Here is a 12,874-nt window from a genome sequence, read left to right on the forward strand (position 1 = left end):
TCTTTACCTTAGTGAAAATTTTGTTATGCAAAGATATAGCATTTTGTGGGCAGACGATGAGATAGACTTGCTCAAGCCTCATATTCTTTTTCTGGAGCAACGTGGGTATGATATAACACCGGTAAATAACGGTTCGGATGCTGTGGAGCTTAGCCAGGGCAAACATTTTGATGTTGTGTTTTTAGATGAGAACATGCCGGGATTATCGGGGTTGGAAGCCCTGGACCAGATAAAAAGCAATAAGCCTAATCTTCCGGTGGTGATGATTACCAAGAACGAGGAAGAACACATCATGGAAGAAGCCATTGGCTCGCAGATAGCCGACTACCTGATAAAGCCGCTTAACCCCAATCAGATTTTACTTTCGGTTAAAAAAATACTTGATAACAAAAGGCTCATCATCGAAAAAACCAACCTTTCTTACCAGCAGGAGTTTCGCAAGATAAGCATGGCCTTTATGGATGATATGAACCACGAACAATGGGCCGACATCTATAAAAAACTGGTGCATTGGGAACTTCAACTCGATCAATCCGACAACGAAGATATGCGCGAGGTATTGGAAGCGCAGAAGACGGAAGCCAACGCCAACTTTGCCAAATTTGTCATCCGCAATTATGACAAATGGCTCAACGATGCCAATGCCGATAAGCCATTGCTTTCCCATCAACTATTAAAACGAAAAGTTTTTCCATGGTTAGGAAAGGAAAGCCCGGTCTTTCTGGTGGTGATTGATAACCTGCGTTTCGATCAGTGGAAAATGATCGAACCGATCATTGACGATTATTTTAATGTTGAACAAGAAGAGACTTATTACTCCATACTGCCAACGACAACCGCCTACTCACGGAACGCTATTTTTTCAGGGTCATTGCCAAGCGAAATGGCCAAAAGCCATCCCGACCTTTGGGTGGGCGAAGATGAGGACGAGGGGAAAAATAATTTTGAGGATGAGTTCCTGGGCAAGCAACTCCGGAAAAATAACATCAACGTAAAATTCTCTTACCATAAAATCAAAAACCTGGAGCAGGGACGAGCCCTGGCCGACACGGTTTCCAACCTGTTTCAGAATAATTTTAATGTAATCGTTTACAACTTTGTTGACATGCTTTCGCATGCCCGTACCGACATGGCCATGATCCGCGAACTGGCCCCGGACGAATCGGCCTATCGGTCCATAACCCGCTCGTGGTTTATCCACTCGCCATTATTTGAGATTTTAAAAACCATTGCCGAACGAAAAGCAAAAGTGATCATTACTACCGATCATGGAACCATACGCGTAAAACGGCCTTTTAAAATTGTAGGCGACCGGAACGTAAATACAAACCTGCGCTACAAACAGGGAAAGAACTTAAATTTTGAAGGGGGTAAGGTAATGGAAGTGTCGAAGCCCGAGCGGCTTTTCCTCCCAAAAATGAATGTATCCACCTCGTATGTTTTTGCCATCGAGGATCAGTTCTTCGCCTATCCTAACAATTACAATTACTACGTGAATTTTTATAAAGATACTTTTCAGCATGGGGGGGTAAGCCTGGAAGAAATGATTATCCCTATAATTTTCCTAAATTCGAAAAATGTATCCTGACGTGCGCGTACACCCTGTTGAGTTTTCCCGGGTATCCCTTACTGAACTGGACACCGTGGCCGGTGAATTATTGAAGCAGTTGGGTGACGTAAAAGTTTGCGTTTTAAAGGGCGAAATGGGTTCAGGAAAAACAACATTGATAAAGGCCATCGGCAGGGCACTGCAGGTGGAGGATACCATGGGCAGTCCTACTTTTTCGCTGGTAAACGAGTACCAAACCCTATCAGGTAAGAAAATTTACCATTTTGATCTGTACCGGTTAAAATCTGTTCACGAAGCTGTTGATATAGGTGTGGAAGAATACTTTTATTCCGGTGCGTATTGCTTTGTGGAGTGGCCTGAAAAAATTTATTCCTTATTGCCTGAAGTGTATGGTGAAATAAGGATTGCCGTAGAAGACGAAAAACATCGGAATATACAATTGTTGATCCATGGCTGAAAAGAAAAAAAGTGGATTTGAAACCCTGGCACGGGCAAGCCTGGCCCCACAGGAGCAACTGATGGCCGTTAAAAAAGGAAAGCATTCTTTTTTTATCGGCCTGCCTCGGGAAATTTCATTGCAGGAAAACCGCATAACCCTTACACCCGATGCCGTAGCCTTGTTGGTAAACAACGGTCATGAGATTTGGGTTGAAACAAAAGCCGGGGTGGGCTCGAAATTCAGCGATCAGCAATACAGTGAAGCGGGTGCGAAAATTGTATTCTCACCGCAGGAAGTTTATAAAGCAGATGTTATCCTGAAAATTGAACCACCTACGCTGGATGAAATTGAATTGATGCACCCCGGGCAAACTTTGATCTCTGCCCTTCAACTCGGGCATTTGCAGCAGGAGTTTATCCAGGCTATGGTAAAGAAAAAAATTATTGCATTGGCCTACGAGTTTATTGAAGATAAAGTGGGTGGAATGCCCATTGTGCGGGCCATGAGTGAAATTGCCGGTAGCAGCGTTATGCTTATAGCCGCTGAGTACCTGAGTACAGCGAACAATGGGAAAGGTGTTATCCTTGGAGGAATCACCGGTGTGCCACCTACAAAGGTTGTTATTATAGGTGCGGGCACCGTGGCGGAGTATTCTGCACGGGCAGCACTGGGCATGGGTGCTGATGTTCAGATATTCGATAATCACCTTTATAAGTTAAGAAGGATCAAGCACCTGCTAAGCCACCAGGTCTATACGTCCACCATCGATACACTTACGTTAAGTGAATCATTGAAAACAGCTGATGTGGTAATTGGAGCTTTACGGGCCGAAAAAGGCAGGGCACGTATTGTGATTACCGAAGAAATGGTTAGTAAAATGCGCCCCGATTCGTTGATAATTGATTTAAGTATTGATCAGGGCGGCTGCGCAGAAACGTCCGAGATAACCACGTTAAAGAAACCAGTGTTCAGGAAGTTTGATGTAATCCATTACTGTGTGCCCAATGTGGCTTCCCGTGTTGCCCACACGGCTACTACTGCGTTAAGCAATATTTTTACACCAACTATTTTGCGCGCTGCCGAAGAGGGCGGGGTTGAGCAAATGATCTATTCATCAAATTGGTTTATGAAAGGGGTTTATACCTTTAAGGGAAACCTGACCAATGAGGCTGTAGCCCGAAAGTTTGGAATGAAGTTCAAAAATATTGAGTTGATTGTTGCAGCAAGATTTTAGGGGTCATTTCAAAAAAATTTCTCTTGTCCTTGAAATGTCCGCAGTGACATAAGAATCAAGTATTTTGAAATCTTTTCTAGAAGCCATCTCAAAAATACAATTATTGAAACCACAGAGCACACAAAGGTCTGCACTAAGGGCACAAAGCATTACAATTCAGCAGCTTCTTCTTTGTTAATGCTGTGCTTTCTTCGTGCCCTTAGTGGTTAAACTTATTTTGTAGATGGCTTCTATTTTAATCGTTTCAAACTTTCTTCCAGTGCCTTTATTTTCGCTTCGGCATCGGCTTTCTTTTTGCGCTCGGCTTCAACTACTGCCGGTGGCGCACTGTTCACAAATTTTTCATTTTCCAGTTTTCGGGTAACGGAGTTCAAAAATCCTTTCTGGTAGTCAATATCTTTTAGGATTAGTTCCCGCTCTTTATCCACATCAATTTGCCCGCTTAACGGAATAAAAAACTCAGTTGACCTGATGATAAATCCAGATCCCTCCCCGGCAGTTCCGTTAAAAGCGATACTATCCAGGTTAGCCAACTTGGATATGATCGGCCAGAAATCTTTAATCAGGGATTGATCGCTTTTTACTACCAGGGATAATTTTTCTTTCGGTGAAATATTTTTTGCATTTCGTGTATTCCTGATCTCAGTAATAATCCCGAAAGCAAAAGCTGCATCGGATAAAATAAGCGGATCATGTGAGGATGCAGCAGGCCATGCGGCCACGATAATGCAATCTTTTTCTTTCCTTTCTTTTAGTTCATGCCATAGTTCTTCGGTAATAAACGGCATAAACGGATGTAGGGCTTTTAGTAACGTTTCAAAAAAGGCAACAGTCTGTTCGTATGTTTTTAAGTCAATGGGTTTTCCAAACTCAGGCTTGATCATCTCCAGGTACCATGAGCAGAAGTCATCCCAAATTAACTTGTAAATGGTAAGCAGGGCGTCAGACATTCGGAACTTGCCGAAATGATCGTTAAGTTCCTGCAATGAATAATTTAATGTATTGGAAAACCATTGGATGGCCACCTGGTTTTCGCTGGGTTGTGGCAGGTTTTCAACCTGCCAACCTTTCACTAACCGGAAAGCATTCCATATTTTGTTGGCGAAGTTTCGGCCCTGTTCAACAAGTTTTTCATCGTATAGCAAATCGTTGCCTGCCGGTGAGCTGAAGAGCATGCCCGTACGTACGGCATCGGCCCCAAAATTTGCAATAAGGTCCAGCGGGTCGGGACTATTCCCCAACGACTTCGACATTTTGCGGCCTTGCTTATCACGCACAATACCGGTCAGGTAAACGTTTTTAAAGGGCTTTTCCTGGCGGTATTCATAACCGGCAATAATCATCCGGGCGACCCAAAAGAATAGTATTTCAGGTGCCGTTACCAAATCGTTGGTGGGGTAGAAGTAATTTAAATCTTTGTTCCCCTTATTGGTGGGGTCTTTAAAAATGCTGGTATCAAAAACAGCAATCGGCCAAAGCCAGCTGGAGAACCACGTATCCAGCACGTCTTCATCCTGTTTTATTGCATCTTCGTTTAATGTAGGATTTTTGTCACTTAATTGCTCGTAAGCCTCATCGCGAGATTTCGCCACTGCATAGCTGCCATCGGGTGCATACCAGGCCGGTATGCGATGCCCCCACCAAAGCTGACGGGAGATGCACCAATCGCGTACGTTGGCCATCCAGTGGTGATAGGTGTTTTTGAATTTAGGCGGGATGAGTTGAACGTCATCGTTCATCACATGTTCCAGCGCTGGTTTGGTAATGGTGTCCATCTTTAAAAACCATTGCATGGACAAGCGTGGTTCAATTACGGCATCGGTGCGTTCGGAAAAACCAACATTGCTTTTGTACTCTTCAACCTTTGCCAGGTTCCCACTTTCTTCCAGGAGTTTAATTATTTTTTTTCGCGCAATAAACCGGTCTTCACCAACCAAAATCCTGGCTTTGTTGCTGAGCGTACCGTCTTCATTCAAAATGTCAATAACTTCCAGGTTGTGCTTTCTTCCAAGTTCATAGTCATTAAGGTCGTGCGCTGGTGTTACTTTCAGGCACCCGGTACCAAAATCCATCGTTACGTATTCATCTTCGATAATTGGAATAGCGCGGTTGATTAACGGGATCAACACCTTTTTCCCTTTCAGGTGTTTATAACGCTCATCGTTCGGATTAATACAGATTGCCGTATCGGCCATGATGGTTTCCGGCCGAACGGTAGCAATGGTCACAAATTCATCGGGTGTTCCTTCAATTGAATATTTAATGTATACCAATTTTGACTGAACATCTTTATAGATTACCTCGTCATCCGACAAGGCTGTTTTTCCGGCAGGGTCCCAGTTCACCATGCGCATTCCACGGTAGATGTATCCTTTCCTGAAAAGATCAACAAATACATCAATAACGGCATCGTAATAGGCCGGGTCCATAGTGAACGTTGTGCGGTCCCAATCGCAGGAAGCTCCCAATTTTTTGAGCTGCTCAAGGATTATGCCGCCATACTTCTCTTTCCATTCCCAGGCATACTTCAAAAACTCATCGCGTGTAAGGTCCGATTTTTTGATTCCCTTCTCCCGGAGCATGGCCACCACCTTGGCTTCTGTAGCAATGGATGCATGGTCGGTGCCGGGAACCCAGCAGGCTTCTTTTCCCTCCATGCGTGCCTTGCGTATGAGTACATCCTGAATGGTATTATTGAGCATGTGGCCCATGTGTAATACACCCGTTACGTTTGGTGGTGGTATTACAATCGTAAAAGGCTCTTTACCGGGGTTAGGCTCGGCATGGAAAAAACCATTGGCCATCCAATGCTTATACCATTTTTCTTCTACTTCGCTGGGGTTGTATTTCGTTGACAGAGACATGCTTACGTTTGATTCAAGACTTTGATGCCGAAAGGCAGGCGCAAAAATAAGGCTATGGGGTGCAGGTTCCAAGCCTTGTGTATTAGCCCTGTTAAATCAATCAATTTGCATTCGTATGCGCCAGGTCTTCGGGTACAGGTTGTTCACCCGGTTATCCAATATGTTCATCCACCCAATCGGTTGTGATTGGTAGGTGACCAGCGTATATCCTTTAACATATTCGGTGAGTATGATGCTTTCTTTTCTTAAAAAGGCAAGCGCCTGGTTTAACGAAAGATCGAGGGAAGGAAAATGTTGTTTGTTGATTGTAGTTGATAAGGCAAGTGCATGCTCAGGAATGAGTTTGTGCCCTTTTAAATTTGCCAGTGTTGTTCCTGAACGTATAACCCGAAGTGTATTGTTCAGTTTGTCAATCTCGCCAGTTAACGCGTTAGCATATGCAATAACATAATTATCGATCAGTTCAAAAGTAAAATTTTCGGAATGGTTAAGCCATCGACTGAGTTCATCTAAGATTGTAGCAGGGGGTAAAACAGGTTTTCGTTTGGTTCTGATGGGAACCTCATCCTGAAAACTGTTTTTTTTAATAACAGAAATAAAAAAACCCTCACCCTTTACTTTGTGAGGATAAAACCTGTAGCCTGTAATGGTTTTATAACTGATTTTTTCAATGCCCCAATGGTTTTGTAGCGGTATGGATAGCGATTCCGCGTCATGCTGTTCGCTTAACCATTGCATGTTTTCTTCATTTTCCTGAGGGTTGTACGTGCATGTGCAGTATATAAGTATGCCATTGGATTTTAATGAAGGCCATACATCACTTAGTATCCTGCGTTGTCGCTTCGAGCATAGATGAACATTCTCTTCAGACCATTCATTCCTAGATTCCGGATCTTTCCGGAATAATCCTTCACCTGAACAAGGCGCGTCCACCACCATCACATCGAAAAAGCCAGGAAGTTTTTGAAAGCTTTCCGGATCGTTGTTGGTAATAACAACATTTCCCACGCCCCATTTGATTAAATTTTCTTCCAGTATGGTGGCGCGCGACCGGATCACTTCATTGGCTACCAGTAAGGAATCTTGGTGCATTAAGCTTGCCAGGTGGGTTGATTTGCCACCGGGTGCCGCACTCACGTCTAAAATGCGTATAGGTTTTGAGGCGAGCCCGAGGTGAAGGAAAACCTGCTCCAGGAACATTGAGCTCGCTTCCTGAACGTAATAGGCACCAGCGTGAAAGAGTGGATCTAAGGTGAACACGGGGCGATCACCCAGGTACAAACCGGTACTGCACCACGGCACCGGTTTGCCAGCTATGCTGCTTATGGGCTTGTGATGATTTAGCCTTATACTGGTGGGTGCGGCTTGGCCAATACTGTTCAGGAAATCCGGAAACGAATCGCCCAACACACCCTTTATTTGCTTCAAAAAATCTTCCGGTAATTTCATTTCCGAGCCGACCATCATGCTAAATTAAGCTTTCTTTACACGGTAAATGATTGTTAACCTTTTTGATTGATTTATAGATGATTAAAGCAAATGATCCTTCGTTGAAATCGTGGGTGGAAGTACCGGTTGGTTCCGACTTCCCGATCCAAAACCTTCCCTTCGGAATATTCAAGACACGTTATTTATCGCCCGTAGCCGGTGTAGCCATTGGCGAGTATGTTTTAGACCTGGTGTATCTTCACGAAAATGGTTACCTCGATGGGATAGGCCTACCCCCTGGAATATTTAATCAGAAATACCTTAATGATTTCCTGGCGATGGGTAGGAAAAAGGCAAGGGAAGTCCGGGAAAGGCTTTCAGAATTATTGCGTGCAGATAACGATGAACTCAAAGGAAACCCGGCACGCGAAATTGCTTTGATACCCATGCGCGAAGTACAGATGCAAATGCCGGTGCGCGTTCCCAACTACACCGATTTTTACAGCAGTGAGGAGCATGCCACCAATGTGGGTTCTATGTTTCGCGATCCAAAAAATGCCTTGTTACCAAATTGGAAACATTTACCGGTGGGGTATCACGGTCGCGCTTCTTCCATTGTAGTGTCCGGTACACCTCTCCATCGTCCGAAAGGGCAATTAAAACTTCCCGATGTTGAGCAACCGGTTTTTGGCCCATCCAGAAAAATGGATTTTGAATTAGAGGTTGCTTTTATAACCTGTTCCGAAACCAAACTGGGGCAGTCGGTTAGTACCACCGATGCCGAAAATCATATTTTTGGTTTTGTTTTATTTAATGATTGGTCAGCCCGCGACATTCAGCAGTGGGAGTATGTTCCGCTTGGCCCGTTTCTGGGTAAGAATTTTGGTTCCACGATTTCTCCGTGGATTGTTACCCTTGATGCATTGGAACCATTTCGAATCGATGGGCCGGTACAAGCTCCGGAGGTACTACCTTACCTGAGGTTTAACGGGCCAAAAAATTTCGACTTAAAGTTGGATGTATTGTTACATTCCGAAGCAGGAGAGCCGGTAACCATAAGCGAGTCGAACCTTAAATACATGTATTGGAATGTGAACCAGCAACTGGCACATCATACCGTTAACGGATGCAATTTACAGGTAGGCGATATGTATGCCTCGGGAACCATTAGCGGCCCTTCGCCAGGTTCATTCGGTTCGATGTTGGAATTAACATGGAACGGCACAAAGCCATTGAAACTTGCCGATGGGGCCGAGCGCAGGTTTGTTGAAGACGGTGATACCATTATCCTGAAAGGCTATTGCGAAAGAAATGGCGTGCGCATTGGCTTTGGGGAATGCAAGGGGAAAATTTTGCCTGCTGTTTGAAAATTCATAGGTTATGTCAAATGATGGTTAATATTTAGTTGATGTTTACATAAAACTCAGTTCAATGATTATTGATCCTAAAGAAATTTCTGTACCCAAAGTGCATGGTTACTTACTTGGTGCTGTTGCGCCACGACCAATTGCTTTTGCCAGTACTATTGATCAGGCGGGAAACATAAACCTCAGCCCTTTTAGTTTTTTCAATTGCTTCGGGGCCAACCCACCTATATTGGTTTTTTCACCTGCGCGAAGAGGCCGAGATAACACTACCAAGCATACCTACGAAAATGTTTTAGACGTACCCGAAGTGGTTATCAACATGGTCAATTATTCCATGGTACAGCAAACTTCGTTGGCCAGTACAGAATATCCGAAAGGCGTTAATGAATTTGTTAAAGCCGGATTTACACAGGTGCCATCGGTTAAAGTAAAACCACCCCGGGTAGGGGAATCACCTGTATCGTTTGAATGTAAGGTACTTCAAGTAATTCCTACTGGTGAGCAAGGTGCAGCGGGTATACTGGTAATATGTGAAGTAATACTCATGCACATCAAAGACGAGGTGTTGGATGGAGATGGAAAAATTGACCCTTTCAAATTAGATGCTGTTGCACGGATGGGAAGTGACTGGTATTGTCGCGCCACTGGTGATAGCTTATTTCGCTTACCTCAGCCGGGGAATAAAATTGGAATAGGTATTGATCAACTACCTGAAAATATTCGCATGAGCAAAATTTTAACAGGTAATGACTTGGCTATGCTGGCCAATACGGAACAGATTCCTGAACCGGATATTCACAACCTCACCCAGCATGAGCGTGAAGTTCACAAACAAGGAAGGGAAGCTATAGAGCAACTGGCTCACCAATATCTGAAGGCTGGTAGAGTGACAGATGCATGGAGGGTTTTGTTAAGTTAACCGTTTCAACGATGGTGATTGCACGTATGAAAAGCGAAAATTTTTCTCAACCCTAAATTTCACGAAAGATTATCCATCAGAATTAACCATAATACAACACTGTCTTTAGTTGTCTTAAGATCAGTTTTGGCGAAGTAATATTTTTCTTTAAATTGATTTTACTTTCGTCATCTGCCGTGGGCAGGTAATCTGCGGGCTTAGCCCTTATGAGATCTTGTATCACTTTCTCTAGTTAAACCAAATCCCTCTAGTATGAAAAAAATCCTGTTTGTTCTGGGAGTGGCTTTATTACTTTTGGTATTAGCCGCTACACATCATTACCCGTCTCTTTTTACACCAAAGCAGCAAATGAAGGCTGGAATTGTACCTCTCATATCACTTTGTGGTACCCCGGGCGCCAGAACAATTCTTGCACTTATGGACACCACAAGACAGATGGCTCCTTTATTGGAAAACCTTGGCAAGTATGGAATGAGAGTGAGCACCGCAAATGAACGCGCACAAAAGTTTTTTAACCAAGGTATGAACCTGTACTATGGCTTCAATCATTTTGAGGCGTTCCGCAGTTTCAAGGAGGTGGCTCGTTTAGATCCCGATTGTGCGATGGCCTATTGGGGCCAGGCCTTGTCACTGGGGCCAAATATTAATCTACCCATGGATCCCGCAGATACAGAGACTGTTTATAAAGCTGTTCAGAAGTCCCTGTCTCTTCATGATAAGGCATCACCAAAGGAACGTGCCTTGATTAATGCATTGGCTAAACGCTATACAGCGGAGGCGCTGGAGGATCGTAAACCGCTGGATGAAGCATATTCAAATGCAATGGAAGTTGTGGCCAATCAGTATCCTGATGATTTGGATGTAGTTACTTTGTATGCTGAATCACTGATGGATTTACACCCGTGGGATTATTGGAAAGCGGGTCAGGCCCAGCCATGGACGCCACAAATTGTTGAATTGATTGCATCAGTAATTTCTAAAAAGTCAGATCACCCTGGGGCTAATCATTTGAACATCCATATACTTGAGGCCTCACCTGAACCTGAAAGAGCATCGGAAAGTGCTGATCGGTTGCGCAATCTGGTACCCGGAGCGGGACATCTGGTACACATGCCCTCGCATATTTACATCCGTGTGGGCAGGTATTTAGATGGGGTGGAAGCCAACGAACGTGCAGTAAAAACAGATGAAGAATATATTGCCCAATGTAACGTGCAAAGTATTTACCCACTCTTCTACTATCCGCATAATTATCATTTCTTACTGGCATGTGCTCAAATGGCTGGACTAAATAAAAAGTCAGCAGATGCGGCAAATGCGTTGAATAAAAATATTTCTGTTGAAATTATGAATGTTCCTGATCTGGTAACCTTGCAGCATTGGTACACTATGCCGTGGTATAATATGGTGCGGTTTGGAAAGTGGGATGATATTCTAAAAATAACCGAACCGGTAGATTCATTCAAGTATGTGAAAAGTGTATGGCACTATGCACGGGGTATGGCTTTTGTTAGAAAAAACAAAATACCCGAAGCAAAGGCTGAATTGGCAAGTCTTAAAATCCTTATTGAAGATCCCTTCATGGAGATGACCATTGCTGGTTTCAATAGTTTCAGAAGTGTTCTTGGCATTGGACGAAACGTGCTCGAAGCTGAAATTGAAGCCCGGCAAAAAAATTACAACAGCGCTATTCAGTTGTTAACGCAAGCAATCGATGTTGAAGATAATCTGCTCTATCAGGAACCACCCGATTGGTATCATCCGGTAAGGCAGATATTAGGATCGATTTTGCTGGAAGCAAAAAATCCAATCGAAGCGGAGAAGCGATTCCGGGAGGACCTTACATTTTATAAAAATAATGGATGGTCACTTTTTGGGCTATACCAAAGTCTGGAGGCCCAAGGAAAGAAAAGTGAGGCAGCTCAGGTGAAAAAAGAATACGAGAAAGCTTTTGTAAAATCCGAACTGAAGTTGAAAACACCTCGATTATGAAACAAAGAACCGGTATTTCCGGGGTTACTTCTTTTAGTCTTTATATAATACCTGTTTAATTGCCTTAACCGTACGTTCTACATTCGGTAAAATGGCTTGAATTAAAGTTGGTGCGTAAGGTAGTGGCGCATCCGCACTGGTAATGCGATGAATCGGGGCATCCAGGTAGTCAAAGGCATGCTTTTGTACGTGATAGGTAATTTCACTGGAAATAGAAGCCAACGGCCATGCTTCTTCTACAATTACCAGTCGATTCGTTTTCTTAACGGATTCTACTACAGTAGCGTAATCAATTGGCCTGACGCTGCGCAGATCGACCACTTCAACGGAGATGCCATCTTTTTCTAGTTCGGCCGCAGCCGCCAGCGCCACCTTTATAATTTTGCCAAAGGAAACTACTGTAACATCGGTCCCGGCCCGTTTAATGTCTGCCTGCCCAATGGGTATCAGGTATTCTTCTTGTGGAACTTCGCCTTTATCGCCATACATCAGCTCCGATTCCATAAAAATAACAGGGTCGTTATCCCGTATCGATGTTTTAAGCAGACCTTTTGCATCGTATGGATTTGAAGGCACAACTACCTTTAAACCTGGGCAGTTGGCATACCAGTTTTCAAAATTTTGCGAGTGTTGTGCTCCTAATTGTCCGGCATTACCGGTTGCTCCCCTAAAAACAATAGGAACATGGTACTGCCCACCAGACATAGAATACATTTTGGCAGCCGAGTTAATGATCTGATCAATGGCCACCAGCGAGAAATTAAATGTCATGAACTCTACAATAGGCCGAAGTCCGTTCATAGCCGCACCAATACCTAGCCCTGTAAAGCCCAGTTCGGCAATGGGCGTATCGATTACGCGCTCCGGTCCAAATTCATCCAGCATGCCCTGGCTTACTTTGTAGGCACCGTTGTATTCAGCCACCTCTTCACCCATCAGGAATACGCTAGGATCCCTGCGCATTTCTTCGCTCATCGCTTCACGTAATGCTTCCCGGAATTGTATTTCTCGCATAATGCTTTTCTTTTTAAACAGAGGCCGTAAAAATAGTGCCTGCAGGG

At 43.9% G+C, this 12,874-nt stretch carries 9 protein-coding genes; 6 read left to right on the forward strand and 3 right to left on the reverse strand.

Annotation, left to right across the window (positions count from 1 at the left end; all coding sequences use genetic code 11):
• Positions 1 to 25 precede the first annotated feature (25 nt).
• The 3 genes from KIT51_07025 to KIT51_07035 are packed head-to-tail and all read left to right on the forward strand — an operon-like array spanning position 26 to position 3,243.
• Positions 26 to 1,588, forward strand: coding sequence for a PglZ domain-containing protein (locus KIT51_07025; protein ID UYN87998.1), 1,563 nt, complete (start codon positions 26 to 28; stop codon positions 1,586 to 1,588).
• Positions 1,578 to 2,027 carry a tRNA (adenosine(37)-N6)-threonylcarbamoyltransferase complex ATPase subunit type 1 TsaE gene (tsaE, locus tag KIT51_07030; protein ID UYN87999.1) on the forward strand — a complete coding sequence of 150 codons (450 nt, stop codon included), beginning with the start codon at positions 1,578 to 1,580 and terminating at the stop codon, positions 2,025 to 2,027. The genes KIT51_07025 and tsaE overlap by 11 nt, the downstream gene beginning before the upstream one ends.
• Complete coding sequence (locus KIT51_07035) at positions 2,020 to 3,243, forward strand: alanine dehydrogenase (protein ID UYN88000.1); 1,224 nt, start codon at positions 2,020 to 2,022, stop codon at positions 3,241 to 3,243. Before tsaE ends, KIT51_07035 begins: the two co-directional genes overlap by 8 nt.
• Before the next feature lie 230 nt (positions 3,244 to 3,473).
• Here KIT51_07035 and KIT51_07040 read toward each other — a convergent pair whose 3' ends face one another.
• Positions 3,474 to 6,107 carry a valine--tRNA ligase gene (locus tag KIT51_07040; protein UYN88001.1) on the reverse strand — a complete coding sequence of 878 codons (2,634 nt, stop codon included), beginning with the start codon at positions 6,105 to 6,107 and terminating at the stop codon, positions 3,474 to 3,476.
• Between the two features lie 96 nt (positions 6,108 to 6,203).
• Entirely contained in the window at positions 6,204 to 7,574 is a 1,371-nt protein-coding gene (locus KIT51_07045; protein ID UYN88002.1) for an rRNA methyltransferase, read from the reverse strand.
• Between the two features lie 59 nt (positions 7,575 to 7,633).
• Here KIT51_07045 and fahA point away from each other — a divergent pair, with 59 nt between their 5' ends.
• From fahA to KIT51_07060, 3 genes are all read left to right on the forward strand, one after another.
• The gene (gene fahA, locus KIT51_07050; GenBank protein UYN88003.1) at positions 7,634 to 8,902 is read left to right on the forward strand and encodes a fumarylacetoacetase; all 1,269 of its coding nucleotides are present in this window, start codon (positions 7,634 to 7,636) and stop codon (positions 8,900 to 8,902) included.
• A gap of 64 nt (positions 8,903 to 8,966) precedes the next feature.
• Entirely contained in the window at positions 8,967 to 9,821 is an 855-nt protein-coding gene (locus KIT51_07055) for a flavin reductase family protein (GenBank protein UYN88004.1), read from the forward strand.
• A 252-nt stretch (positions 9,822 to 10,073) separates the two neighbouring features.
• Positions 10,074 to 11,813 (forward strand): hypothetical protein, encoded by a 1,740-nt coding sequence (locus KIT51_07060; GenBank protein ID UYN88005.1) that lies wholly within the window; start codon positions 10,074 to 10,076, stop codon positions 11,811 to 11,813.
• A 33-nt stretch (positions 11,814 to 11,846) separates the two neighbouring features.
• Here the strand turns inward: KIT51_07060 and KIT51_07065 are convergent, their stop codons facing one another.
• Positions 11,847 to 12,827 (reverse strand): pyruvate dehydrogenase complex E1 component subunit beta, encoded by a 981-nt coding sequence (locus tag KIT51_07065; GenBank protein ID UYN88006.1) that lies wholly within the window; start codon positions 12,825 to 12,827, stop codon positions 11,847 to 11,849.
• Positions 12,828 to 12,874: the final 47 nt, after the last annotated feature.

The sequence above is a fragment of the Cyclobacteriaceae bacterium genome, from assembly GCA_025808415.1.
Classification (GTDB): domain Bacteria; phylum Bacteroidota; class Bacteroidia; order Cytophagales; family Cyclobacteriaceae; genus UBA2336.

Excerpts from the sequence above, each read along its gene's own strand:
- KIT51_07055 (UYN88004.1), top strand. The coding sequence starts at position 8,967 with ATGATTATTGATCCTAAAGAAATTTCTGTACCCAAAGTGCATGGTTAC.
- fahA (UYN88003.1), top strand. The coding sequence starts at position 7,634 with ATGATTAAAGCAAATGATCCTTCGTTGAAATCGTGGGTGGAAGTACCG.
- KIT51_07035 (UYN88000.1), top strand. The coding sequence starts at position 2,020 with ATGGCTGAAAAGAAAAAAAGTGGATTTGAAACCCTGGCACGGGCAAGC.
- tsaE (UYN87999.1), top strand. The coding sequence starts at position 1,578 with ATGTATCCTGACGTGCGCGTACACCCTGTTGAGTTTTCCCGGGTATCC.
- KIT51_07065 (UYN88006.1), bottom strand. The coding sequence starts at position 12,827 with ATGCGAGAAATACAATTCCGGGAAGCATTACGTGAAGCGATGAGCGAA.
- KIT51_07060 (UYN88005.1), top strand. The coding sequence starts at position 10,074 with ATGAAAAAAATCCTGTTTGTTCTGGGAGTGGCTTTATTACTTTTGGTA.
- KIT51_07045 (UYN88002.1), bottom strand. The coding sequence starts at position 7,574 with ATGATGGTCGGCTCGGAAATGAAATTACCGGAAGATTTTTTGAAGCAA.
- KIT51_07040 (UYN88001.1), bottom strand. The coding sequence starts at position 6,107 with ATGTCTCTGTCAACGAAATACAACCCCAGCGAAGTAGAAGAAAAATGG.
- KIT51_07025 (UYN87998.1), top strand. The coding sequence starts at position 26 with ATGCAAAGATATAGCATTTTGTGGGCAGACGATGAGATAGACTTGCTC.